Origin of the sequence: Streptomyces sp. NPDC048248 (assembly GCF_043201875.1) — a bacterium.
Classification (GTDB): Bacteria; Actinomycetota; Actinomycetes; order Streptomycetales; family Streptomycetaceae; genus Streptomyces.
This window is the reverse complement of the sequence record NZ_JBICZL010000028.1, coordinates 13766-38249: the sequence shown is the minus strand read 5'-3', so window position 1 is coordinate 38249 and position 24484 is coordinate 13766. Positions and strand designations below refer to the sequence as shown.

The 24484-nt window shown below is 70.2% G+C and carries 25 protein-coding genes; 20 read left to right on the top strand and 5 right to left on the bottom strand.

Annotated features, from left to right (window positions below; genetic code table 11):
• Nucleotides 1–124 precede the first annotated feature (124 nt).
• Together ACGFZW_RS35870 and ACGFZW_RS35865 are read right to left on the bottom strand one after the other, a co-directional pair.
• Nucleotides 125–304: a DUF6126 family protein gene (locus tag ACGFZW_RS35870; protein ID WP_393897518.1), complete on the bottom strand. Its 180-nt coding sequence runs from the start codon at nucleotides 302–304 to the stop codon at nucleotides 125–127.
• A gap of 58 nt (nucleotides 305–362) precedes the next feature.
• The gene (locus tag ACGFZW_RS35865; RefSeq protein WP_393897517.1) at nucleotides 363–989 is read right to left on the bottom strand and encodes a helix-turn-helix domain-containing protein; all 627 of its coding nucleotides are present in this window, start codon (nucleotides 987–989) and stop codon (nucleotides 363–365) included.
• Between the two features lie 273 nt (nucleotides 990–1262).
• Between ACGFZW_RS35865 and ACGFZW_RS35860 the strand changes: the two genes are divergently transcribed.
• From ACGFZW_RS35860 to ACGFZW_RS35810, 11 genes are all read left to right on the top strand, one after another.
• Nucleotides 1263–1727 carry a ribonuclease gene (locus ACGFZW_RS35860; RefSeq protein ID WP_393897516.1) on the top strand — a complete coding sequence of 155 codons (465 nt, stop codon included), beginning with the start codon at nucleotides 1263–1265 and terminating at the stop codon, nucleotides 1725–1727.
• A 524-nt stretch (nucleotides 1728–2251) separates the two neighbouring features.
• Entirely contained in the window at nucleotides 2252–2920 is a 669-nt protein-coding gene (locus ACGFZW_RS35855) for a bifunctional 4-hydroxy-2-oxoglutarate aldolase/2-dehydro-3-deoxy-phosphogluconate aldolase (RefSeq protein ID WP_393897515.1), read from the top strand.
• 308 nt (nucleotides 2921–3228) lie between these two features.
• Entirely contained in the window at nucleotides 3229–4095 is an 867-nt protein-coding gene (locus ACGFZW_RS35850) for a transporter substrate-binding domain-containing protein (protein ID WP_393897514.1), read from the top strand.
• Nucleotides 4096–4159: 64 nt separating this feature from the next.
• Entirely contained in the window at nucleotides 4160–4615 is a 456-nt protein-coding gene (locus tag ACGFZW_RS35845) for a PaaI family thioesterase (RefSeq protein WP_393897513.1), read from the top strand.
• A 191-nt stretch (nucleotides 4616–4806) separates the two neighbouring features.
• On the top strand, nucleotides 4807–5526 hold the full coding sequence (locus ACGFZW_RS35840) for a GntR family transcriptional regulator (protein WP_393897544.1): 720 nt from the start codon (nucleotides 4807–4809) through the stop codon (nucleotides 5524–5526).
• Between the two features lie 948 nt (nucleotides 5527–6474).
• Nucleotides 6475–7458 (top strand): sugar ABC transporter substrate-binding protein, encoded by a 984-nt coding sequence (locus ACGFZW_RS35835; protein WP_393897512.1) that lies wholly within the window; start codon nucleotides 6475–6477, stop codon nucleotides 7456–7458.
• Entirely contained in the window at nucleotides 7455–8516 is a 1062-nt protein-coding gene (locus tag ACGFZW_RS35830; RefSeq protein ID WP_393897511.1) for an ABC transporter permease, read from the top strand. The genes ACGFZW_RS35835 and ACGFZW_RS35830 overlap by 4 nt, the downstream gene beginning before the upstream one ends.
• Entirely contained in the window at nucleotides 8513–9355 is an 843-nt protein-coding gene (locus ACGFZW_RS35825; RefSeq protein WP_393897510.1) for an ATP-binding cassette domain-containing protein, read from the top strand. The genes ACGFZW_RS35830 and ACGFZW_RS35825 overlap by 4 nt, the downstream gene beginning before the upstream one ends.
• Nucleotides 9356–9561: 206 nt before the next feature.
• Complete coding sequence (locus ACGFZW_RS35820; RefSeq protein ID WP_393897509.1) at nucleotides 9562–10683, top strand: ROK family glucokinase; 1122 nt, start codon at nucleotides 9562–9564, stop codon at nucleotides 10681–10683.
• On the top strand, nucleotides 10680–11258 hold the full coding sequence (locus ACGFZW_RS35815) for a hypothetical protein (protein ID WP_393897508.1): 579 nt from the start codon (nucleotides 10680–10682) through the stop codon (nucleotides 11256–11258). Before ACGFZW_RS35820 ends, ACGFZW_RS35815 begins: the two co-directional genes overlap by 4 nt.
• 507 nt (nucleotides 11259–11765) lie before the next feature.
• Entirely contained in the window at nucleotides 11766–12089 is a 324-nt protein-coding gene (locus ACGFZW_RS35810; protein WP_393897507.1) for a hypothetical protein, read from the top strand.
• Nucleotides 12090–12668: 579 nt separating this feature from the next.
• Here the strand turns inward: ACGFZW_RS35810 and ACGFZW_RS35805 are convergent.
• The gene (locus tag ACGFZW_RS35805) at nucleotides 12669–13700 is read right to left on the bottom strand and encodes an MBL fold metallo-hydrolase (RefSeq protein WP_393897506.1); all 1032 of its coding nucleotides are present in this window, start codon (nucleotides 13698–13700) and stop codon (nucleotides 12669–12671) included.
• A 579-nt stretch (nucleotides 13701–14279) separates the two neighbouring features.
• On the opposite strand from ACGFZW_RS35805, the gene pcaC reads away from it, so the two are divergent.
• Complete coding sequence (gene pcaC / locus ACGFZW_RS35800; protein ID WP_393897505.1) at nucleotides 14280–15563, top strand: 4-carboxymuconolactone decarboxylase; 1284 nt, start codon at nucleotides 14280–14282, stop codon at nucleotides 15561–15563.
• On the opposite strand, the gene ACGFZW_RS35795 is transcribed toward pcaC, so the two are convergent.
• A complete protein-coding gene (locus tag ACGFZW_RS35795; protein WP_393897504.1) occupies nucleotides 15560–15928 on the bottom strand; it encodes an antibiotic biosynthesis monooxygenase family protein in 369 nt (122 codons plus the stop codon). The two genes, pcaC and ACGFZW_RS35795, sit on opposite strands and share 4 nt — an antisense overlap.
• A gap of 174 nt (nucleotides 15929–16102) precedes the next feature.
• Here ACGFZW_RS35795 and ACGFZW_RS35790 point away from each other — a divergent pair, with 174 nt between their 5' ends.
• The 3 genes from ACGFZW_RS35790 (at nucleotide 16103) to ACGFZW_RS35780 (ending at nucleotide 18361) form a co-directional block, all read left to right on the top strand.
• Complete coding sequence (locus ACGFZW_RS35790) at nucleotides 16103–16741, top strand: MBL fold metallo-hydrolase (RefSeq protein WP_393897503.1); 639 nt, start codon at nucleotides 16103–16105, stop codon at nucleotides 16739–16741.
• A gap of 29 nt (nucleotides 16742–16770) precedes the next feature.
• Nucleotides 16771–17550, top strand: coding sequence for an exodeoxyribonuclease III (locus ACGFZW_RS35785; protein WP_393897502.1), 780 nt, complete (start codon nucleotides 16771–16773; stop codon nucleotides 17548–17550).
• Nucleotides 17551–17944: 394 nt separating this feature from the next.
• Nucleotides 17945–18361, top strand: coding sequence for a VOC family protein (locus ACGFZW_RS35780; RefSeq protein ID WP_393897501.1), 417 nt, complete (start codon nucleotides 17945–17947; stop codon nucleotides 18359–18361).
• 213 nt (nucleotides 18362–18574) lie between these two features.
• On the opposite strand, the gene ACGFZW_RS35775 is transcribed toward ACGFZW_RS35780, so the two are convergent.
• Complete coding sequence (locus tag ACGFZW_RS35775; protein WP_393897500.1) at nucleotides 18575–20386, bottom strand: SGNH/GDSL hydrolase family protein; 1812 nt, start codon at nucleotides 20384–20386, stop codon at nucleotides 18575–18577.
• Between the two features lie 214 nt (nucleotides 20387–20600).
• Between ACGFZW_RS35775 and ACGFZW_RS35770 the strand changes: the two genes are divergently transcribed.
• From ACGFZW_RS35770 to ACGFZW_RS35750, 5 genes are all read left to right on the top strand, one after another.
• Entirely contained in the window at nucleotides 20601–21041 is a 441-nt protein-coding gene (locus ACGFZW_RS35770; protein ID WP_393897499.1) for a DUF6278 family protein, read from the top strand.
• Between the two features lie 209 nt (nucleotides 21042–21250).
• Nucleotides 21251–21994: an amino acid ABC transporter ATP-binding protein gene (locus tag ACGFZW_RS35765; RefSeq protein ID WP_393897498.1), complete on the top strand. Its 744-nt coding sequence runs from the start codon at nucleotides 21251–21253 to the stop codon at nucleotides 21992–21994.
• Between the two features lie 14 nt (nucleotides 21995–22008).
• Nucleotides 22009–22941 (top strand): glutamate ABC transporter substrate-binding protein, encoded by a 933-nt coding sequence (locus tag ACGFZW_RS35760; RefSeq protein ID WP_393897497.1) that lies wholly within the window; start codon nucleotides 22009–22011, stop codon nucleotides 22939–22941.
• A gap of 19 nt (nucleotides 22942–22960) precedes the next feature.
• Complete coding sequence (locus ACGFZW_RS35755) at nucleotides 22961–23605, top strand: amino acid ABC transporter permease (protein ID WP_393897496.1); 645 nt, start codon at nucleotides 22961–22963, stop codon at nucleotides 23603–23605.
• The gene (locus ACGFZW_RS35750) at nucleotides 23602–24468 is read left to right on the top strand and encodes an amino acid ABC transporter permease (RefSeq protein WP_393897495.1); all 867 of its coding nucleotides are present in this window, start codon (nucleotides 23602–23604) and stop codon (nucleotides 24466–24468) included. Before ACGFZW_RS35755 ends, ACGFZW_RS35750 begins: the two co-directional genes overlap by 4 nt.
• Nucleotides 24469–24484 lie beyond the last annotated feature (16 nt).

The window sequence follows — 24484 nt, the reverse complement described above, 5'->3', positions numbered from 1 at the left end:
CTTTCCCGCCGGGTCGATGGACGTTGGCGAAACGGCCGTGCCGGGCATCCCGGACCTTCCCGCGGGTCGAAGTGCTCCGGACCGGAAGCCCCCGGGCCGTCCTCGCGGGCTGATACGCCGCCGCTCAACGCGACTTGGCGATGACCACCAGCAGACTCATGAACGCCAGCAGCACGTGCGTGGCGATGACGTAGATGAACACCCGGACATACAGCCCGCGGGGTGGCTTGTTCTCGACATAGGCGCGGGCGGGCTCGCCCTCGGGCGACGGCGCGCCGGACGCGGGAGTGGGCTGATCGGGCACGGCGGAAGGGTCCTTCCCCTCGGGGGCGGTGGTACGGGCCCGGCGGTGGCCGGGGGTGTCACACGCCGCGGCGCGGCGCGGAGTCGCCCAGGCACAGTTCGGCGGCGCCGCTCTGCAGCAGGGTGTGCACGAACAGCAGCTCCGTCCCGCCCGGTGAGGCGGCGGCGATGCGGTGCGGGGTCAACGAGTCGAAATGCGCCGCGTCGCCGGGGTCCAGCAGATGGACCGCCTCGCCGAGCGCCAGCCGCAACCGCCCCTTGAGGACGTACAGCCACTCCTCACCCGGATGCACCCGCACCAGGTCGCCCTGGGCCCGCTGCGGCACGTGCAGGCGCAGGGCCTGCATCGCCCGGCCGGCGCCGCCCACCGTCCAGTACGTCCAGCCGCCGGCCTCCGACGCCTCGGTGCGGCCGGCCCGCACGATGGGGTCCCGCTCGGGCGTGGTCTCCCCGAGCAGGTCGGATACCGTGGTGCCGTACATACGGGCGAGTGCCAGCAGCATCGGCAGCGACGGCTGCCGCCGGTTGGTCTCCAGCCGCGACAGGTGCGCAGGCGACAGCCCGACCCGCCGGGCCGCGGTCTCCAGGGTCAGCCCGCTGCGTCGTCGCAGGTCACGCAAGCGCGGCGCGACGGTGGCCAGATCGTCGGACGGGTCGGCGACGGGCTCGTCGGAGGTTTCGCTCATACACCGGGTATAGCGAGGGCTCGCCTCTGAGGCAAAAGATTTGCCTCAGAGGCAAGTCTCGATCCGGTGCCACCCGGCACGGTCCGGGAGGTCGATGCGCTCCTGCGTGTCCGGCCGGGGCGACGGGCGCCCGGTGATCAAATTCGGCCAATGTCTGCACCCTGCCGGGTGCCTGCCGAGAGGCCGTCAGCCGCTCTCCGAGGCGGTGAACTCACGGAAAACTTCCGCCTCTTGGGTTGACAGGGTCATGTCTACGCGCGTCATTCTGGAGCCATGAGAATCCCCCCACGGATCACCAGGATCGGCGCCGCCGGCGCCCTCGCATCGGCCCTTCTCATGGGTGGCGGCGCCGCAGTCGCCGCCCCGCCCGCCGCCACGCCGCACACGGCCACCGTGTCCACCGCCACCGCGCACAAGGCGTCGGCGTACACCGCGCCCGTGCACGTGAACGCCGTCGGCGACATCTGCTACTCCAAGCTGCCCTCCCAGGCCCACGACACGCTGGACCTGATCGAGAAGGGCGGGCCCTACCCCTATCCGCAGGACGGGACGGTCTTCGACAACCGCGAGGGCATCCTCCCGCAGCAGAGTTCCGGTTACTACCACGAGTTCACCGTCGTCACCCCCGGCTCACCCGACCGTGGCGCCCGGCGCATCGTGGCCGGTGAGAAGACGGACGAGGACTACTACACCGCTGACCACTACGAGTCGTTCGACCTCGTCGACCGCAGCTGCTGACGCGGCGGACGACACAGGACACACGGCGGCCGGGGTGCACGGGCACCCCGGCCGCCGTCGTGCTGCCCGGCGCGGCGCGGTGAGTCCTTCGCGCCGCGACGACGGGCTGCCCCGCGGCATGTGACCCTCTCTCTGTAGGTCCCTGTGGCCCCGTAGGCCCCCGGCCTCGTGGGACGGCTTTCCGGTCCGGCCCGGCCTGGTCCCTCGCGCCCTCACCCGGTCTCCCCGCTCGCCCCGCGCCCCTCGCGCCCCCCGTGCTTCCCGTGCTCCCCGTTGTGCACACGGATCCCGTTCGGCCGTACTTGGCGGAAGGCGTGCGCCGGGCGCACCCCCGGGGGAGCATTGTCGGAGGTTCCCGGTAGCGTTTCGGTAGAAACGAGGAGTGGGCGGGGCATCGGCGGCATAGGGATCATGTGGTGATCCGTGGTCTGCCGCCCCGTCCCCCTCCAGGAAGTGCTGCGTCTGCCGTGAGTCACGGCAAGGCGGCATGGAGCGTCGGAGACAAGGAAGGACGGCGAACTGCCGTGTATCGCTGGGAGATCACCCGGGCCGCCCTGGCGCAGCGTGTTTTCGCAGTCGTCCGCAGCAAGACCTATGACGAGGCCAGCGCCACGGCCGACACCCTGCTGTCGGCAGGCATCACCAGCCTGGAGATATCCCTGACCACGCCCTTCGCGCTGGAGGCGGTCACCACCCTCACCCGCGAGCTGGGTGACGACGCCGTCATCGGCGCGGGCACGGTCCTTGACGCGGTGTCGGCCCGGATGGCGGTGGACGCCGGAGCCCGCTTCCTCGTCTCGCCGAGTCTGGACGCCGACGTCATCCGCACCGGCCACCGCTACGGCGTCCCGGTCTTCCCCGGAGTCTCGACGCCCACCGAGATGGTCCGCGCGCTGGAACTCGGCGCGGACGCGCTCAAGCTGTTCCCGGCCTCCGCCCACGGCCCCTCCTGGGTCAAGGACGTACGTGCCGCGCTCCCGCAGGCCCCGTTGCTGCCGACGGGCGGGGTGACGGTCGAGAGCGCGCCGGAGTGGATCGAGGCCGGCGCGGTGGCGGTCGGGATGGGCTCGGCCCTCTCCGAGGGGGACCGGGAAACCGTCGCCAAGCGTGCCGCCGACCTCCTCGGCCGCCTGGCCGACGCCGTTCCGGACCGCCCGACGACCAGGGGCACCGCCGAGCTCTACGAGGACTGACGCCCGCCCGCCCCGCTCGCCTCGGCGGGCGGGGCTCTGGGGTCCGAGGCCGCCCACAGGGTCCCGGCCCTGGCGTTCGCCTCCCGGCATCAAGTCCCGGGCGGTGACCCGCTGTCCGGCGCGTGTCGTCTCGCCGGGCGGTCATGGTCTTCACCTTGGCCGTGGGCTCTGCCACGCTGAGCTCTCGATCATGCGATCCCGCCGCGTCGGTGCCGCCCGCCGGCTGACGGCGCACGACCGTATGCCCGAGCCGACCGTGGATCGCGCCCCCGCCGCGTCCAGACGTTCCGCCGCGTACAGGAGTCACCATGAAGCGCGCCGCCACGCTGTCCGCCCTCGCCTGCCTGCTCGCCGTCACCGCCGCCGCCCCGGCTTCCTCGGACACTCCCGCGCCGACGCCGGGTACCGCGCCCGCGGCCGGACCCGTGGGAGCCTCGGCCGGCGCCGCGGCGGGCCACCGCCCAGCCGCCTCGCTCCTGGACAGCGTCCCGCGGCGCGGTGTGCTGCGCGTCTGCACCACCGGTGACTACCGCCCCTTCACCCACCTCGATACCAAGACCGGTGACTACAGCGGCATCGACATCAAGATGGCGGAAGACCTCGCCAAGAGCCTGGACGCCAAGCCCCGATACGTCGCCACGACCTGGGCCGACCTCGTCGGCGACCTGGCGGCGGGCCGCTGCGACATCGGCATGGGCGGGGTCTCGATCACGCTGCAGCGCGCGCGGGCCGTCTCCTTCGGCGAGCCCACACGCACGGACGGCAAGACGCCCATCGTGCGCTGCGAGGACAAGGACAAGTACCGGACACTGGAGCAGATCGACCGGCCGGGGACGGACGTCATCGTCAACCCCGGAGGCACCAACGAGCAGTTCGCCCGTGAGCACATCAAGCAGGCGAACCTCAAGGTCCACCCGGACAACACCACCATCTTCGACGAGATCGTCGCGGGGCGAGCGGACCTGATGATGACGGATGCCAGTGAGACCCGCTACCAGGCCAAGATCCACCCCGAACTCTGCTCGGTCCACCCGGACGAGCCCTTCACGTTCTCCGAGAAGGCGTACGCGCTGCCCCGCGGCGACGCCGAGTTCCGGGAGTACGTCGACCAGTGGGTGCACCTCGCGACCCACGACGGGACGTACCGGAAGTACGAGGACGCGTGGATGAAGTGAGCCCGGAGGCCGCGGGCGGACGTGGCTCCCATACCGGGTAACTGCGAATGAGAGGTGGCGGGCGATGGCCGGTGCGGATGCGGGGCAGGGGAGTACGGCGTTCGATCTGAGGGCAGCCCAGGAAGCCCTGGATTCCCAGCCGTTCAGCAGGCTGATGCGGGCGCGCGTCACCGCGTTCGATGCCGGCGGGGCGACGCTGGAGATCGACATCCGAGAGGAGCTCCTGCAACAGCACGGCTTCGTGCACGGCGGCGTCCTCGCCTACGCCGCGGACAACACCCTCACCTTCGCCGCCGCCACGGCCCTGGGGCCCGCGGTCCTCACCGGCGGGTTCTCGATCCAGTATCTGCGCCCGGCGCGCGGGCGGACCCTGCGCGCCCGCGCCGAGGTGGTCCAGGCGGGTCGCCGGCAGGCCGTCTGCCGCTGCGACCTGTCGGTGATCGACGCGGAGGGCGCGGAGCGTGTGTGCGCGGTGGCCCAGGGGACCGTGATGCCGCTCAACGGCCCCGCCGACCGCTGACGGCCCGCTCCTCGCACGGGAAGCACCGGGCCCACCGCTCGGCGGATCGTCGACCGACGGCCCGCACACCCACCCTTGTCCGGACAATGTGACCTCTGGACTTCCCGTCATCAGCGCCTCCGGTTACGCTCGCGAGCGTGGGGAAACGCGAAGCAGATACCGCGGGCGCCTCGGGCCCCGTCCAGTTCAGCGTGGACCGGAGCAGCCCGGTCCCGTTGTATTTCCAGCTGTCCCAGCAGCTGGAGGCCGCCATCGAGAACGGCAAGCTCGCCCCCGGCAGCCTGCTCGGCAACGAGATCGAACTCGCCGGCCGCCTCGGGCTCTCCCGGCCCACCGTGCGTCAGGCGATCCAGTCGCTGGTCGACAAGGGGCTGCTGGTCCGCCGTCGCGGCATCGGCACCCAGGTCGTGCACAGCCAGGTCAAGCGCCCCCTGGAGCTGAGCAGCCTCTACGACGACCTGGAGGCGGCCGGCCAGAAGCCCGCCACCCGTGTCCTGCTCAATACCACCACCACCGCCGATGCCGAGGTCGCAGCGGCCCTGGGCATCGCGGAGGGCGCCGAGGTCGCGCTCGTCGAACGACTGCGGCTGACGCACGGCGAGCCCGTCGCGCACCTGCGCAACCACCTCCCCGCGGGGTTGCTCCGGCTGGAGACCGCCGAGCTGGAGGAGACCGGCCTGTACCGCCTGATGCGGTCCGCCGGCATCACCCTGCACAGTGCCCGGCAGGCCGTCGGCGCGCGGGCCGCGACCGTCGAGGAGGGCGAGCGGCTCGACGAACCCGAGGGCGCCCCGCTCCTCACGATGCAGCGCACCACCTTCGACGACACCGGGCGCGCCGTCGAATTCGGCTCGCATGTCTACCGCGCCTCCCGCTACGCCTTCGAATTCCAGCTGCTCGTCCGCCCCTAGGGCGGGTCCGCCTTACGGCGTGTCCGCAGAGTCCCGCCCGGCCCGCGGCGCTTGGCACGCACGCTCGCTGCGTTGTCGGGATCGCCCAATCGTCCCCACCACCCTCGTGGCGGGGACGATCCTCGCTCTTGCGATCGCATGCACCGGACGCCGCGGGCCCCGCCCTCCGGGCGGACGACGGGACTTTGCGGACACGCCCTGGGGCCCTTCGTTCGGATCAGGCCGAATCAGTGAGCAGCGCCACGGCGCGCAAGCCCGGCAAGATCCAGATGGAAGGACCCCGGGGCGTATCGCTCCGGGATGTCCCGCTCTGCGCGGGCTCGGCGTAAGAATGTTCTGACAAACCATTGACGTGGCTCCTCGCGCGCCGTTAGAACTCCTCCAGCCGCATTCCGGCGGCCGGGAGCAAAGGCGGTGCCACGATGATCGGGGTGCGTACGGCTCGGCCCTTCCCTGCCCGCGGCGCCACCGCCATGGGCCACGCGAGGCTCCTCAGGGCCCTTGCGCAAGAGCCCGCCGGGCCGGGCAGGACCGTGACGTGTGTCGCCCGGCCGCCGACGCGGTCGTCCGGCACGCATGCCCGGTGCCGGCGCTCTCCGTCAGGGCCGGGAGGCAGGCGGGCGGCGCCGTGCGGACCATGGCGCCCGGCCTCCTCGGCAGCGGTGAACCGGTGCCCACCGGATGCGCCCCGGCCGGCAACAAGGACCTGACGAAGCCGACGAAGCCCACCGGGCCCGATGACACGGTGCGGCCGCGCCGTCGCGCCCTGTACAGCCCTACGGAAGACGGGACCCGATGAACCGGTACAGATCACCGGTAACGGATACTTGCGCGGTTGGGGCCGGAGCTCCGGCGCCGAGGTGCGCAACCGCACACGCAGCCAACACAGCAGTTCATCAGCGGGAAGGGCAAGTCCTCGTGGCAAGGGTTCGGAGACGGGTACGCGTCGTGAGCGCCGTTCTGGCAGCGGTGCTCGGCGCGTCCCTGGCGGGATGCAGCAGCACCGGTGGCAAGCGCGCCGAGGACGAGCGGGCCGCCATGGCCGCCGGCGGCAAGGCCGCCGTGAACACTCCGCGGTGGACCTTCGCGATGGTCACCCACTCCGGCGATGGCGACACCTTCTGGGACATCGTGCAGAACGGTGCCGAGCAGGCCGCCGCCAAGGACAACATCAAGTTCGTCTACGGCCACGACAAGGAAGCCCAGCGGCAGAGCCAGCTCGTGCAGTCCTACATCGACCAGAAGGTCGACGGGCTGATCGTCTCCCTCGCCAAGCCCAACGCCATGAAGGACGTCGTCGCCAAGGCCCGTAAGGCCGGTATACCGGTGATCACGGTGAACTCCGGCGCCGAGGAGTCCAAGGCCTTCGGCGCGCTCAGCCATATCGGGCAGGACGAGAAGGTGGCCGGCGAGGCCGTCGGCGAGGAACTGAACAAGCGCGGCCGGAAGAAGGCCCTGTGCGTCCTGCACGAGCAGGGCAACGTCGGCCACGAGCAGCGGTGCGACGGCACCGCCAAGACCTTCAGGGGCGACCTGCAAAAGCTCTACGTCGAGGGCACGAACATGCCCGACGTGCAGTCGGCCATCGAGTCCAAGCTCCAGGCCGACAGCGGCATCGACGCCGTCGTCACGCTCGGCGCGCCGTTCGCGCCCACCGCCGTCAAGGCCGCCGAGCAGGCCGGCAGCAAGGCCGAGATCGACACCTTCGACCTCAACGCGCAGGTCGCGGGCGGCCTCAAGGACGGCTCGCTCGGCTTCGCCGTCGACCAGCAGCCCTACCTCCAGGGCTACGAGGCCGTCGACCTGCTCTGGCTGTACAAGTACAACTCCGACGCCCTCGGCGGCGGCAAGCCGGTGCTGACCGGCCCCCAGGTGATCACCAGGAAGGACGCCTCCGCGCTCCAGGAGTACACGAAGCGGGGGACCCGATGAGCAGCGCCGAAGCCCCTCCGCGGGAGCCGGCGGTGAGCAAGGCCGACGAGCGGCTGGTGCGCCGCTCGCCGGCGCGCCAACTGCTGGGCCGCCCCGAACTGGGCTCGGTCGTCGGCGCCGTCGCGGTCCTCGTCTTCTTCTCCGTGGCCGCCGAACCGTTCCTGCGCGCGTCCAGCCTCTCCACCGTGCTCTACGCGTCCTCGACGATCGGCATCATGGCCGTGCCGGTGGCGCTGCTGATGATCGGCGGTGAGTTCGATCTGTCGGCCGGTGTCATGGTCGTCAGCTCGGCGCTGATCTCGTCCATGTTCAGCTACCAGATGACCGCCAACACCTGGGTCGGCGTCGGGGTGTCCTTGCTGGTCACCCTCGCCATCGGTGTCTTCAACGGTTTCCTGCTGACCAGGACGAAACTCCCGAGCTTCCTCATCACCCTCGGCACCTTCTTCATGCTGACGGGCCTCAACCTCGGCTTCACCAAGCTGATCAGCGGCACCGTCTCGACGAAGACCATCGCCGACATGGAGGGCTTCGAGTCGGCCCGGGCGCTCTTCGCCTCGCACCTGACCATCGGCGACGTCGACGTCCAGATCACCATCGTGTGGTGGCTCGTACTGGTCGCCGTCGCCACCTGGATCCTGCTGCGCACCCGCGTCGGCAACTGGATCTTCGCGGTGGGCGGCAACTCCGACGCCGCGCGGGCGGTCGGCGTCCCGGTCACCAAGACCAAGATCGGCCTCTACATGGGCGTCGCCTTCGCCGCCTGGGTCTCCGGCCAGCACCTGCTGTTCTCGTACGACGCGATCCAGTCCGGCGACGGCGTCGGCAACGAATTCCTCTACATCATCGCGGCGGCGGTCGGCGGCTGTCTGATGACCGGCGGTTTCGGCTCGGCGATCGGCGCCGCGGTCGGCGCCTTCATCTTCGGCATGACCAGCAAGGGCATCGTCTACGCCCAGTGGAACCCGGACTGGTACAAGTTCTTCCTCGGCGCGATGCTGCTGCTCGCCACGCTCCTGAACGCATGGGTCCGCAAGCGGGCGGAGGAGAAAGCATGACTGAGCTGACCAAGACCGCCCCCGAAGCGAAGCCCGCGCTGGTCGAGCTGGCCGGCATCAGCAAGTTCTACGGCAACATCAAGGCGCTGGAGGGCGTGTCCCTCGAGGTCCACGCGGGGGAGATCTCCTGCGTGCTCGGCGACAACGGCGCCGGCAAGTCCACCCTCATCAAGATCATCGCCGGGCTGCACCAGCACGACGCGGGCTCCTTCACGATCGACGGGGAGGAGGCCCGGCTCTCCTCGCCCCGCGAGGCGCTGGACCGCGGCATCGCGACCGTCTACCAGGACCTGGCCGTCGTCCCGCTGATGCCGGTGTGGCGCAACTTCTTCCTCGGCTCGGAGCCGACGACGGGAGTGGGCCCCTTCAAGCGGCTCGACGTCCGCACCATGCGCGAGACCACCCGCAGCGAACTGCTGCGGATGGGCATCGACCTGCGTGACGTCGACCAGCCCATCGGCACCCTCTCCGGCGGCGAGCGGCAGTGCGTCGCCATCGCCCGTGCCGTCTACTTCGGCGCCAAGGTCCTCGTCCTCGACGAGCCCACGGCGGCGCTCGGCGTCAAGCAGTCCGGCGTCGTCCTGAAGTACGTCGCGGCGGCCCGGGACGCCGGCCTCGGAGTGGTGTTGATCACCCACAACCCGCACCACGCCTACCTCGTCGGCGACCGCTTCGTCCTCCTCAAGCGCGGCACCATGGCCGGCAGCCACGCCAAGTCGGAGATCGCCCTGGAGGAGCTCACCCGTCAAATGGCGGGCGGCAGTGAACTGGAACAGCTCAGCCATGAGCTGGCCCGCACGGCGACCCCGAGTTTTCCGGGCGGCCACCGGCCGGACTGACGCCCCGCGCCCCGCGGCGGGCCACCCGCCGCGGGGCGTCCCACCTCACCTCGCGGTGCGCCGGATGGTTCGCGTGATGCACAATCGCACCGAAACATGCACGCCGAGGCCCCGGCCTCCCGAGACCCCGCAGGGACGAGACGACTCTTGCGAGCACGCAGCCGCCGCGACCGTAACGGCAGCCGTAACGGCGATGAGGTGGGTCGATGAGCATCTACCGGGAACGGGTCCACCGGGGATCGGCCAGAGCCACCGTGCTGCGCACGGTCGGCACCCGCGAGCGGCGCTCGCATCTGACGGCGCCGCGCGTGCCCACCGTCGGCATCGACATCGGCGGCACGAAGGTCATGGCGGGCGTGGTCGACGCCGACGGCGTCATCCTGGAGAAGGTCCGCACCGAGACGCCGGACAAGTCCAAGAGCCCCAAGGTCGTCGAGGACACCATCACCGAGCTGGTGCTGGACCTCTCCGACCGGCACGACGTGCACGCGGTGGGGATCGGCGCGGCCGGCTGGGTCGACGCCGACCGCAGCAAGGTGCTGTTCGCCCCGCATCTGAACTGGCGCAACGAACCGCTGCGCGACCGGCTGGCCGACCGCCTCGCGGTGCCGGTGATGGTCGACAACGACGCCAACACCGCCGCCTGGGCGGAGTGGCGCTTCGGCGCCGGCCGCGGCGAGGACCACCTCGTCATGATCACGCTCGGCACCGGCATCGGCGGCGCGATCCTGGAGGACGGCGCGGTCAAGCGCGGCAAGTACGGCGTGGCCGGTGAATTCGGCCATATGCAGGTCGTCCCGGCCGGGCACCGCTGCCCCTGCGGCAACCGCGGCTGCTGGGAGCAGTACAGCTCGGGCAACGCGCTGGTCCGCGAGGCCCGCGAGCTGGCCGCCGCGGACTCCCCGGTCGCGTACAACATCATCGAGCGGGTCGGCGGGCGCATCGGCGACATCTCCGGGCCGCTGATCACCGAGCTGGCCCGGGAGGGCGACGCGATGTGCGTCGAACTCCTCCAGGAGATCGGCCAGTGGCTCGGGGTCGGCATCGCCAACCTCGCGGCCGCTCTCGACCCCTCCTGCTTCGTCATCGGCGGTGGCGTCAGTGCCGCCGACGACCTGCTGATCGGCCCGGCCAGGGACGCCTTCCGGCGCCATCTCACCGGCCGCGGCTACCGTCCGGAGGCCCGTCTCGCCAAGGCTCAGCTCGGTCCCGAGGCCGGCATGGTCGGCGCCGCCGACCTGGCCCGGCTGGTCGCCCGCCGCTTCCGGCGCGCCAACCGCCGCCGCGTCGAGCGCTCCGAGCGCTATGAACGGTCCGGCCGCCGATGACCGACCCGGACTTGCCGCCCCTGCACGACGACCAAGACCACCAGTCCGCCGCGCAGCCCCGTACCAAGCCCCGCCGTCCCGTGCTGTTCGCGCTGATCGTCTTCCTGCTGATCGCCATCCCGGCCGGCTACATCGTCATCTCCGCCGAGCAGAGCCGCGACAGCGGCGAGGGCAAGGAGCAGGAGGCCGCCGCCACCGGCCTGACCAACGCCTTCCCCGCCCGCGTCCAGCAGCGGATCTACGACGTGCCGGTGCCGAAGGGCTCCACCCCGGTCTATTACTACGAGAGCAACTCGTGGAAGAGCAGCTCGCTGTTCGTGCAGTTCAGGACCAACGACGGGGGGCTGGACCGCTATCTGCGGAAGGTCGGGACCGACTCCACGGCGCTCAAGAAGGGCAAGGTCACCATCCCGGCGGGGCAGGCGGCCCAGGTGGGCTGGGACTTCACCACCGACGAGGAGTGGGCCGGCGCGGTCAACCCGAAGAAGGCGCCGCACCCCTCCCAGCGGATCATGGTCAGCTTCGAGGAGCCCGGGCATCCCGTCGTCTACACCGTCTCGACCGTAAAATTCTGACGCTTTCCGGCAAGACCCTGCACATCGGATCGACGGTCCCGACGACGCCCCCGTACTCGTACTGGGAGCGTCTCTCGGGACCACCTGCAGAGGCGAGGAGCCCTCGCCGGCCTTATGCCGGGCGACGTGGTGCCGCTACGGGTGCGCACACCGTCGTAGCTGCCGCGTCTCATGACGTCATCGGCTTGCTCGACGAACTCGGCGTGCTCAACGCAGCTGTAGGCCAGCGGGGGTTGAAGTCTGCGTGGTCGCTGAAGTGGGCCGCGGTGGGCTGTCAGCTTGCGCCACTCCAGGCCGAGGCTCGACGGCGCGTCTGCGTACGGCCGTGCCGGTGGACCTGGCCGGCCTCAACGGCTGCTTCCCTCCGAGAGTTGACCGGCCGGGCTCACGCAGTCGCTCCTGGTGAAGCGGAACAGGTCTCCGAACCCGAATCGTTGGATCCGCATGCCTCACCTGATCAGCGGCGCTCGGGGGGAAATCGGCTGCAGGGGCGTGCAGGGTGCTGGCATGGACACTGCACAGGTGAATCACCAGAAGAAAACCGTTTCGCGAGTATTCGCGGTCAGCGCTGCCCTGGGCATCGCTCTTGCGGCAGGGACGGCGACGGCCGCCTCCGCCGTGGCTGCGACGCCCGCCCGACACGTCGCCACGAACGCCGCTACTGCCCATTCGATCCCAACCGGCGGCCAGAACATCTTGGGCCAGCGCGACGGCTGGGGCCACGGCCACGATGAGGGCCACGGCCACGGCCACGGCCACGGCCACGGTCACGGTCACGGCCACGATGATGACGACGACTGCAGCGGCCTCATCGTGCTCCTCTGCCACTGACCGATAGTCCGCACGGGCTCGGGCCGGGTTGGAGGAGGGCGATGCGCCTGCGCAACTCACGGCAGGGGCCGTTTCGTCCGTATGCGGGTGGGAGATTGACGAGTGCCTCAACTCCCGATATCCGACGGGTAGCAATGGCTACCTGCGGAATGACTCGTGTGCTGATCGCTCGGACGTCCCCAGGGGGGGTGGGCGATCTCCTCCCACCTGGCCGGCGGGCCTCACGGGTGAGGGCCTGGCCGGCCCCCCGACAGTTCAGCGCGTGGAAGAGCGCTCCGGCGATGGGAGGGGAGGACCAGGGCACGCGGAGGGGGGCCCTGGGCCCCAAGGGATGCTCCACCGCATATACAGCCGCTTCGAGTTCCTGCTGTGGAATCCCTGTCACCTCCCGGGACGGCCTTCGCGCCCGCCTGCGCCGGCCGACCGGCGTTGCGGTCCTGATCGAGAAGGTACCCCGCCCGAACCGCAATCCGTCCGCACGTCCGTGCCCGGGGTCATCGCGGGAGTTGCGCGGGAAGCGCGGACATGAACGGCCTTAAGGAGTCTCCACTTGCGTGGTGGAATGGGCCAGGTCCGGGGTCAGGCGAGCCGGACATCGGGTCCGTCCAGGTCGGGTAGGTTCTCGGTTGAGAGGGGTGCCTTCACCGTCACCTTGTCGCCGATTTCGATCGTCATCCGGTCCACCGCCATGTGCAGCGGACCGTGGTATCCCGCTTTCCTGGTCCGCTCCAGGATGACCTTGTCGCCCTTCTCTCCGTGCAGGCCCTTCTTCACAATGTGAGAGAAGACCGCTGCCCGAGGGCGCGCCTTGGAGAACACCCGGGCCGCCTGTTCAGGTGTGGTCAGCTTCGCCTCAACGGCCTTGAACTTTCCTGACTTGGCGATCTCTTCCGAGAGCGCCACCACATTGTGGATCAGCACATCGACATGTGCACCGTGCGAGACGACATTCTCTTCGTAGGTGGTGTCGCCCGACAGAAGTACGGATTTCCCCGCGTGGTCGAAGCGGTAGCCGAAGGCGGGATTTCCGTCGTGGTGTTCCACGGTGAATGCGGTCACCTTGATGCCGTCGCTGTCGTAGACGACGCCCGGTTCGATCTCGTGGACGCGGATGTCCAGGTCTTCCTTCTTGAAGAGGTCGTTCGCACGGTGGTCCACATCGTGCTCATACATCGCCCGCATCCCTCTGACCATTCCGGCGGTCCCCCGCGGGCCCCAGACCTCGATCCGTTCCTTCCGTCCGTACATGAACCACGGGTTGAGCCAGAGGGACGGAAGGTCTTCGTAATGGTCGTTGTGCAGATGGGTCAGAAAGACCTTGGTGACGTCCTTGGGGTGGACCTGGGACTCGTACATGTTCTGTGTGGCCCCACGGCCCGCGTCGAAGAGGAATCGTCGGTCGTCGGCCTCGATGAGGGTCGACATTCCCTGTCGGGTGGTCGTCATCTCCGGCCCTCCGGTGCCGAGAAGATAGACCTTCACCTTGTGCGGGCCATCGGTATCGGAAACAGTCGCGCGGGCGGGCGAGGCTTTCTCGGACGTGCAGCCCATGAGGCCGAAAGAAAGGGCAACGGATCCCGCGAGCAAGGGGCGGCGGGCGATTTCGCTCATGGTGGTTCCTTCCGACGTGCAGAACAGCCGCAACGGCGGGATCAGTAGAGCAATGCTCGGCGCAGAGGCACACGGACAGTCCCTACAGCTCGACTGGGTAGCGGATCGGAGGATCGTCCAATGCCAGAAGGCATTGAGGGCCGGGCCTGTCGGCAGGTGCGCAGCAGCATCCCCGCCAAAGGGGGCCGTGGCAGAGCGAGAGGAGCGCTCGGGCCGCCCTGTGCCGTCAGCGTCTCCGTCCGGCTCGGCGGCCCGGCATTCGCGGTTGCGGCCCCACCACGTGCGAAATCGTGAGGGTCTGAGCTTGTGAAGGGGTGAGTTCAGATATCGGTACGCCCTGCGACGCCGCTTTTCCGGGCCGGAAGACGCCCGGTCCCGATCACGCGCAAGGCACCGGATCCGTACCCGCGGATCATGGTGTGCTATGACGAACCGGGTTCACCCCGCTGTCTTCTTTAGCCCCATGGCGAGGCTCTGACCTGCGCAAACCCCGCGTCGGGCGTGCCCGGCGGGCACGCTCCGACGGCTCTTCCTGACCCGGGTGTCAGGATCGCGTCAGAGAGTCGGTAGCGTGGGCGGGTGAGCGAGAAGACCCTGCAGCACCGGATCGACGGTCCCGACGATGCCCCCGTACTCGTACTGGGCGCGTCTCTCGGGACCACCTGGCACATGTGGGACCGGCAGATCCCCGAACTGACCCGCCACTGGCGCGTCATCCGTTTCGACCTGCCCGGTCACGGCGGCTCGCCCGCCCACCCTGCCTCCTCCATCGCCGAGCTGGCCGACCGCCTGGTCGCCACCCTCGACGCCCTGGGAGTGGACCGCTTCGGCTACGCCGGCTGTTCCATCGGCGGCGCCATCGGCACCCAGCTGGCCCTCACCCGCCCGCACCGGGTCACCTCCCTCGCGCTGGTGTCCTCCTCCGCCCGCTACGGCACGGCCGACGCCTGGCGCCAGCGCGGTGTGGTCATCCGGACGAACGGGCTCGACCCGATCGCCCGCACCGCCCCCGAGCACTGGTTCACGGCGGGCTTCGCGGGCGCCCAGCCCGCCATCGTCGAGTGGGCCGTCCAGATGGTGCGCACCACGGACCCCGGCTGCTACATCGCCGCCTGCGAGGCCCTGGCCGCCTACGACGTGCGCTCCTCCCTCAGCCGGGTCGGCGTTCCCACGCTCGTCGTCGCAGGCTCCGAGGACCAGGTCACGCCGACGACCGACGCCCGCACCCTGGTGGCGGGCATTCCGGACGCGAGCCTCGCGCTGGTGCCCGGCACCTCCCACCTCGCGCCCGTCGAGCAGCCCTCGGCCGTCACCGACCTGCTCATCAGGCACTTCACCACCGCCTGGCACGACAAGCCCGGCGCCGCGGGGCAGGCCGCGATAGGCGCCGCCGCCCCCAAGCCGCAGATAGCGCCCCCGCCGCCCCCGATGGCGCCGCCCGCCGCGATAGAGTCCGGCCTCGCCCAGCCGGCCCAGGTCCGCGGCGGTACGTACGAGCAGGGCATCAAGGTCCGCCGCGAGGTGCTCGGCGACGCCCACGTCGACCGGGTCGAAGCCGGGACCGACGACTTCACCGGCGACTTCCAGGACCTCCTCACGCGCTACGCCTGGGGTGAGACCTGGAGCAGACCGGGCCTCGACCGCCGCACCCGCAGCGTCATCACGCTCACCGCGCTGGTCGCCCGTGGCCATCAGGACGAGGTGGCGCTGCACACCCGTGCCGCGCTGCGCAACGGCCTCACCCCGTCGGAGATCAAGGAGGTGCTGCTGCACACCGCGGTCTACTGCGGCGTACCGGCCGCGAACTCCGCCTTCCGGGTCGCCCAGCAGGTGATACGGGAAGAGACCACGCCGGAGAGCTAAACCGGCTCGCCCGCCTCGGCGACGAACTCGACGGCGACGTCGTACAGGCTCGGGCTCGCCGTGACCGGCAACTGCTCGTCCTCCCGCGCCGCGCGGGTGCGCTCGCGGAAATCGGGGTCCGCGGTGGCGGCCTCCCACGCCTCCTGGCTCTCCCAGTGGGCGACGTTGACGAGCTGGAACCGGCTGTCCGACGCACGCGCGCGGTGCAGCCGGGTGTCGAGGAAGCCGGGCTTGGTGCTCATGAGCGCGGCCCGCCGCTCCCACCGGGCGACGAACGCGTCGACGTGTTCCGCGGCTACTTCGAAGACGTTGATGAACGTGACGGACGAGTTCGCCGGGGTTGCCGGCCGGCTGTCTGTGACCATGGGACGAGCCTATAAGCGGCGGGCAACTGCTCACCAGCTGGGGGTAGTTGGGCGAACCGTCGCGAAGGGGCCGGCGATGTCCCTCCCCGGGCGGCCCCGGCCCGCCCGGGGATTGGAGAACCGGCGGAGCTGTCGGTCGGCGGTCCGGCAGCCGTGCGCGGCAAGATGGCAGGTATGGAACTCACGAAGAAGACCCATGCCTGTGTCCGGCTGGAGAAGGACGGGCGGACGCTCGTCATCGACCCCGGTGTGTTCAGCGAGGAGGACGCGGCCGTCGGCGCGGACGCGATCATGGTCACCCATGAGCACCCGGACCACTTCCACGAGGGCCGGCTGCGGGCGGGCATGGAAGCCAACCCCGCGGCCGAGATCTGGACCCTGGCCAGCGTCGCCGACCAGTTGTCCGCCGCCTTCCCCGGCCGGGTGCACACGGTGGGGGAGGGCGACGCCTTCTCCGCCGCCGGCTTCGACGTGGAGGTGCACGGGCAGCTGCACGCCGTCATCCACCCCGAGATCCCGCGCGTCACCAACGTCGGCTTCCTGCTGGACGGCTCCGTCTTCCACCCGGGAGACGCGCTGACCGTGCCGCACGGCCGCACCGTCGACACGCTGCTGCTGCCGGTCCACGCTCCCTGGAACAAGGTCGCCGAGATCATCGACTACGTCCGCGAGGTCGCGCCCCGCCGGGCCATCGACATCCACGACAGCCTGCTCCAGGACCACGCCAGGCCGATCTACGACTCCATGATCGACAAGCTGGGCGGCACCGACCACGGCCGCCTCGCCCCGGGCGCCCGCACCGGTCCGGTCTGACTGTCAGTCCCTCGCTGTAGGTTACGGATATGCGCATCGCGACCTGGAACGTCAATTCGATCACCGCCCGCCTCCCGAGGCTGCTGGCCTGGCTGGAGCGCACCGGCACGGATGTGCTGTGCGTCCAGGAGACCAAGTGCTCGGCCGAGCAGTTCCCGCGCGAGGCCCTGCGCGACCTCGGATACGAGGCGGCGGTCAACGCCGACGGCCGGTGGAACGGCGTCGCCCTGCTGTCGAAGGTGGGCCTGGAGGACGTCGTCATGGGCCTCACCGGCGGCCCCGGCTACGAGGGCGTTCAGGAGCCGCGTGCCATCTCCGCGACCTGCGGCCCGGCCCGCGTCTGGTCGGTGTACGTCCCCAACGGCCGGGAGGTCGATCATGCGCACTACGCCTACAAGCTCAGCTGGTTCGAGGCGCTGAAGGCGGCGGTCGCCGAGGACGCGGCGGGTGACCGCCCCTTCGCCATCCTCGGCGACTACAACGTCGCACCGACCGACGAGGACGTCTGGGACACCACCGCCTTCGAGGGCGCGACCCATGTCACGCCTGCCGAGCGTGCGGCGCTTGCCGGGCTGCGTGAGGTCGGCCTGTCGGACGTCGTGCCGCGCCCCCTGAAGTACGACCGGCCGTACACCTACTGGGACTACCGGCAGCTCGCCTTCCCCAAGAACCGCGGTATGCGGATCGACCTGGTCTACGGCAACGCCCCGTTCGCCAAGGCCGTCTCGGATGCCCATGTCGACCGCGAGGAGCGCAAGGGCAAGGGCGCGTCGGACCATGCGCCGGTCGTCGTGGACCTGGACGTCTAGGACCTGTCCCCGCGCTGCTTCCCCGGATCCGGGCCCGGGCCGGCCCGGACCGGGTCCGCCTTGTTCGTCCGCCCGGCCCGGGCTCTGCCCTGCTCCTCTCGCCCGGCCCGGATGAGGGGCCGGGCTGTCTCCCGCCTGCCCGGACGAGGCCCTCAGGGCGTTCCCGGGCCGGGCTGACGAACAGGAATAACCTGGCGGGTGCGGGCGCCGCCGGACCTGGCAAGGGAGGGCTGCCGCACGGCGCCCCGGCCAGGGCACCCCTGTCCCGAGAGGAAGGGCGCGGCCCACGACCGCATCCGCCCGGGCGAGCGACCCCCACCCTCGGTTCATCCGACTTCACCCTTTCCGCGCGTAGGCTGCCCGCGCTGACCATTCGTCACGAAAGGAGAAGATTGTGGCCTCTCGCCTCAACCCGTACATCACCTTTTCCGGGGAAGCCAAGCAAGCCCTGGAGTTCTACAAGGAGGTCCTGGGCGGCACCCTGAACGTCAACACCTACGGCGACTTCGGCAGCGAGGCGCCGCCCGGATTCGCCGACAAGGTCATGCACGGCCAGCTCGAATCCACGAGCGGCTTCACCCTGATGTGCGCCGACAACCCGCCCGGGTCCGAGCACGATCCCGGGAACAACTTCGCGGTGAGCCTGAGCGGCGACGACGCGGACGAGCTGCGCGGCTACTGGAGCAAGCTGTCCGACGCCGGCACCGTGTCCGTCCCCCTGGAACGGCAGATGTGGGGCGATGTGTTCGGCATGTGCACGGACAAGTTCGGCATCACGTGGATGGTCAACATCAGCGAGCAGCAGACCTGATCCGGACGCCGGTGACCGGCCCGGGGCCCGTCCCGCGATGAGCCGCCGGACGAGCCCCCGGGTGCGTATGGCGCCACGGCGAGATCCGCACGTACTGCGGGGTCCGCATGCACCAGGGGCCCGCATGCACCGAGGTCCACAGGCACCGAGGTCCACATGCGCGGAGGCCCGACCGCACCGCGGCCCGCACGGCGCCCGGCTGCCTGCCCGGCGTCAGCGCCGTGAGGGCACCAGCGCGGCGAGATCCACCGACTCGCCCAGCGCCTTCAGTCCCGCGTCGCCGGGGTGGAGGTGGTCGCCGCTGTCGTAGACCGGCAGCATCCGCTGGGGCCGTTGCGGATCGCGGAGTACGGCGTCGAAGTCCAGTACGGCGTCGAAGACCCCGTCGTGACCGCGCAGGAACGCGTTGACGGCCTGCCGCCGCTCGTCGACCGCAGGCAAGCAGTCGGCGTAGCCCTCACAGGGGGCGATGGTGGCCGCGACGACCCGCAGTCCGCGTTCGTGCGCCCGCCGGGCGATCGCCCGCAGTCCCGCGATCACCTCGTCCGCCGAGGTGCCCCAGCGCACATCGTTGATGCCTTCGAACACCACGACCGTCCGCGCCGACGGCTGCGCCAGCACATCGCGCTCCAGCCGGTGCTGGGCACTCACACCGCCGGTGTCCGTGCTGACCCCGTCGCCCTGATAGCGGTCGGTGACGATGCGGTTCGCGGAGATGCCGTGGTTGATCACGCCGTACCGGGGAAACCGGTCCTGCGCCTGGAAGCGCCGGGCGAGCACATCGGGCCACCGCCGGTTCGCGCCGCTCGTCGACTTGACCCCGTCGGTGATCGAGTCGCCCAGCGCCACGATCGATCCCGGCCCCGAGCCGACATCGACTCCGGACAGGAACGGCCAGATGGTCATGGTCCCCGGGAAGGCGCCGCCGTCCGTGTCCCCGGTCAGATTCCCGCTGCCCGGCGCGCTCAGATAGGACTGCTGGATGGCTTCCTGATGCACCGGAGCGGCCACCACGGTCCCCGGAAGATGGATGCTCACCAGCAGATTGGTGTCCGCCGGCACGGTGAAGTCCACCGGATCGCTGAAGGCCTCCGCCCCGGCCGGTATCCGCGTCCCGGTGTGCCCGCGGCGGAAGGTCAGCGGCACCGGCGCGGCATCCGCCGCGGCACCCGAGCCCTGCACCGCCACGCTCGCGGCGCCTATGTCCACCGGTGCCGCCGCGAAGGTGTTCGCCAGGCGTATTCGCGCCCTGGGCCCACCGGCGCCGGCGTGCACCACGAGCCGCAGCGTACGGTCCTGCCACGGTCCGACGGCCCGGTAGCCGGCGGCGCTCGCCGCCCAACTCCCGGTCCTGCCCTGCCCGGTGTCCCGCACCGACATCGCGAAGACATGGAGGGCGCCCGCCCCCTCGGTGCGCCGCGGCAGTACCACCGAGGCGACCTCCTGGCCGGCCCGCAGCGGCACGCTCACCGCGTACAGCCGCGCCGGCCCGCCCTGCTGCCCGTCCGTGCCGTTGATGTGCGGCAGTGCCACCGCCTTGGTGCTCAGCGGGCCCGACCGCCAGTCGGGCGCGGTGAGTTCGAAGCCGCTGCGCGAGCCGTCGCGGTAGCGCACGCTCCCGTTGCCGGTGACGCCGTCGCCGCTCCCGCCGGTGCCGGCGACCAGGAAGGTCAGCGCGTCACCCCGTCCGTGCAGGGCCACCGTCTGACCGTCCGCGATCACGTTGTCCGCGGCCCCGGACCTCCGGCGCGGCCACTCCAGCCGTGCGCTGTCGATCGTCAGTACGCTCCCTGGCGACCAGCCGGCCGCGGCCAGGTCCTGTGCGGACAGGGAGTGCCCCGCCCCGTCGAAGTCGGCCTCGCCGGGTCCGGAGTTGTCACTGATCGCCGTATTGTCGAAAAGCCTCGCCAGGGGCAGTGGAGCGGGCGGCCGTTGTGCCCGCCCCGCGGCGACAGCGGTACCGGCCGGCAGCGCGGCCGCGGTGAGCAGGAGTGTCAGGGCGGTGCCCCATAGTCGTACGCGCATCTCTGCGTTCCCTCCGGGTGGCGCCAACAGGCAGGTGCAGTAGTGCGATCCGGCCATTCCGCGAGGGGCAGGGGGACTCCTGCGGATCCAGCTGATCCGATACGAGTGCCATGAAAGTAGGGAGGCCGGGAGGGGGCGTCAAGATGACGGTCAGGTCACTGTCATGCCGCGCGCCTGTGGCCGGGGCCCCTGTGGCGGTGGGACCCTGCAGACCATGAACATGTCTTTCCTGGACAAGTGGCGCAAGCGCCTGCACGCGGAGCATCCGGTGCCCCTCGCGGACTCGGTGCGCGCCGACCCGGACAGCGTCGTCGAGCTGCTGTCCGAGTGCGAGCTGCTGCGTGCCCAGGCCGACGGCGCGGGGGTGGAACTGGACGACTCCGCGGGGTCGTTGGAAGCGCTGGACCAACTGCAGCCGGTCTGGCGGGACGACCCGGAAGTGGTGCCCTGGCTCGGCAACGACGCCGGCCTCTACCTCGGCACCGTTCTCGTGCGCACGGTGCACGGCGCGGTCTGGGAGGTGCGGCAGGACGGGCAGCCGGTGGTCCGGCTGGCGTCGGGGCGGGAGATCGATGTGGTGGCGGTGGGGCACGAGTGGGCCGATGTCGGGGCGCCCGAGCTGTCGCAGGTCTATGCCGAGGTCGCGGAGAGCTGAGCCGCGCCGGGGGCCGGCGGCGGTGCGGCGGGCGCGGTGCATGCGTCCCGGCGCCGGATCGGTCGTCCATCCGCCCCAACAGGTTCATTCGTCGCCCTGGTTTCTCCCCCTGTCTCCGCGCCTCCGTGCGTGTCAGTAGGAAAACGCCCCTTTCATCCCGGTAGGTTGCGGGCTCTCCGCTGTACGGATGAGAGTGGGCAGGTCTGCATATGGCCGGTGATGCGCTGATTGAGCTGCGCGGGGTCAACAAACACTTCGGGAAACTGCATGTCCTCCGGGACATCGACCTCACCGTCGGCCGCGGAGAGGTGGTGGTGGTCATCGGGCCCTCCGGGTCCGGGAAGTCCACCCTGTGCCGGGTCATCAACCGCCTTGAGCCGATCGAGTCCGGCAGTATCACGCTGGACGGCACGGAGCTGCCCGAGGAAGGCCGCGCGCTCGCCCAATTGCGCGCCGAAGTCGGCATGGTCTTCCAGTCCTTCAACCTCTTCGCGCACAAGACGGTGCTGGCCAATGTGATGCTGGCGCCGATCAAGGTCCGCAGGAAGAACAAGGACGAGGCCGCCGGACGGGCCCGCGAACTCCTCGACCGGGTCGGTCTCGCCTCCCAGGCGGACAAGTATCCGGCGCAGCTCTCCGGAGGCCAGCAGCAGCGCGTCGCCATCGCCCGCGCGCTCGCCATGGACCCGCAGGCACTGCTCTTCGACGAGCCGACCTCCGCGCTGGACCCGGAGATGATCAACGAGGTGCTGGAGGTCATGCGGCAGCTCGCCCGGGACGGCATGACGATGGTCGTCGTCACCCACGAGATGGGCTTCGCCCGCTCCGCGGCCAACCGCGTGGTGTTCATGGACGAAGGCCGCATCGTCGAGGACCGCACCCCCGAAGCGTTCTTCACGGCGCCCGAGAGCGACCGGGCGAAGGACTTCCTCTCCAAGATCCTCAAGCACTGAACGGGGGCGCTGCGATGCACATCCATTCCCTGCGCCCGCGCCTGCGCCGCGCCCTGGCCGCGGTGGCGCTCACCGCGCTCGCGCTGGCCACCGGCGGCTGCGGCAAGGAAGGCAGCCCGCCGGTCAAGGGCCCCGAGGGCAGCGAGCTGCCCCAGTACAAGGTGGCGAAGAACTTCCAGCTGCCCGATTCCCCGACCTGGGAGAAGGCCAAGCGCCGGGGCCACCTCGTCATCGGCGCCAAGGAGGACCAGCCGTACATGGGGGAGAAGGACCCTGCCTCCGGCCTCTACACCGGCTTCGACATCGAGATCGCCAAGATGATGTCCGCTGCCCTCGGCTTCCCCCCGAAGACGATCGAGTTCAAGACGATCGCCTCAGCCAACCGCGAAACGGCCCTGCAGAACGGTCAGATCGACTTCTACGTCGGCACGTACACCATCAACGACATGCGCAAGAAGCTGGTGGGCTTCGCCGGCCCTTACTACATGGCCGGCCAGTCGCTGCTGGTCCGTACGGACGAGAACGACATCAAGGGGCCGCGGGACCTGGCCGGCAAGCGGGTCTGCTCGGCGGCCGGCTCGACCCCGTACCAGCGCATCCAGTCCGACTACCCCCGGGCCGATCTGATCGCCTACGACACCTACTCGGTGTGTGTGGACAACCTGCTGACCTTCCAGGTCGACGCGGTCACCACCGACGACGCCATCCTGCTGGGCTACGCCGCCAAGGTGCCCGACGAGCTGAAGGTGGTCGGCAAGCCGTTCTCGGAGGAGCCCTACGGCATCGGGGTCCCGCGTGGCGACAACGCGCTGCGGTTCGCCCTTGACGACGCGATCGTCGCGTCCGAGAAGAACGGCGACTGGAGGAAGGCGTACGACGCGACTCTGGGTCTGTCGGGAGTTCCCGCACCGAAGCCGCCCCCGGTCGACCGCTATCCGGCGAGCTGAGGAGCAAGGACCTAAACCGATGAACGTTCTCTTCGACAATTGGTCCCTCTACGGGGAGGGCCTGCTGGGCACCGTCGAACTCACCGTCTTCGCCTCCCTGCTCGCGCTCGTCCTCGGCTTCCTCATGGCGGCCTTCCGTGTCGCGCCCGTCGGCTCTCTGCGGGTCTTCGGCACGGCGTGGGTGACGGTGCTGCGCAACACGCCGCTGACGCTGCTGTTCTTCGCGGTCGTGCTCGGTCTGCCGCGCTTCGGGCTGGTGCTGCCCTTCAAATTGTTCGCCATCCTCGCGCTGGGCTGCTACACCTCGGCCTTCATCTGCGAGGCGGTGCGCTCCGGCATCAACACCGTGCCGGTCGGGCAGGGCGAGGCGGCCCGCAGCCTGGGCATGACCTTTCCGCAGACCCTCGGGGACGTGGTGCTCCCGCAGGCGTTCCGGTCGGTCATCCCGCCCATCGGCTCCACCCTCATCGCGCTGGCGAAGAACTCGGCGATCGCCGGATCGTTCAGCGTCGTCGAGCTGCTCGGCGTCTACAAGCCGCTCAACGAGCTGGGTTACAGCATCGTCTGGACCTTCATCTGGATCGCCGTCGGCTATCTGATCGTGACCCTGACCATCAGCGCGCTGTTCAACGTGCTGGAGAAGCGCTTCGGAGTCGCCCGATGACCACAGCCCTCTACGACGTCCCGGGGCCGAGGACCAAGCGGCGGCATCTGTTCTACGGTCTCGCGTCGACCGTGGTGATCCTCGCCCTCATCGGCTGGATCATCTACCTGCTCTTCGACACCGGCCAGTTCGTCGCCGAGAAGTGGACTCCCTTCACCTACCAGGGGATTCAGGATCTGCTGCTCAAGGGCCTGGGCAATACGCTCAAGGCGTTCGGCCTCGCCGCGGTGCTGTCGCTGGCCCTCGGCGCGGTGCTCGCGGCCGGCCGGCTCTCCGAATACCGGGTCCTGCGCTGGGTGTGCACCCTGCTGGTGGAGTTCTTCCGCGCGATGCCGGTACTGGTCATGATCTTCTTCATCTATGTGGCGCTGAAGGTCGAGCCGCTGCCCGCCCTGGTCGCCGGGCTGACCCTCTACAACGGCTCGGTGCTCGCCGAGGTCTTCCGTACCGGCGTCAACTCAGTCGACCGTGGCCAGCGGGAGGCGTCCTACGCGCTGGGCATGCGCAAGACCCAGGTCATGACGCACGTCCTGGTGCCGCAGGCGGTGCGGGCGATGCTGCCGACGATCATCAGCCAGCTGGTGGTGGCCCTGAAGGACACCTCGCTCGGATTCCTGATCACCTACGAGGAGTTCCTGCACGCCGGCAAGCTCATCGCCTCCAATCTCGACTACGACCTGCCGTTCATCCCGGTCGTCATGGTCATCTCGCCGATCTACATCGGCATGTGCATGCTGCTCTCCTGGCTCGCCAACTGGGTCTCCAGGCGACAGAAGCGCAACCCGAAGGTGGAGGCCACGGACGTCGGCGCTCCGGAGCCGGGCTCGCTGCTGCCGGGCGGCCACAAGCGGCCCGCCGGCTGAGGCGTCGCACGTCACG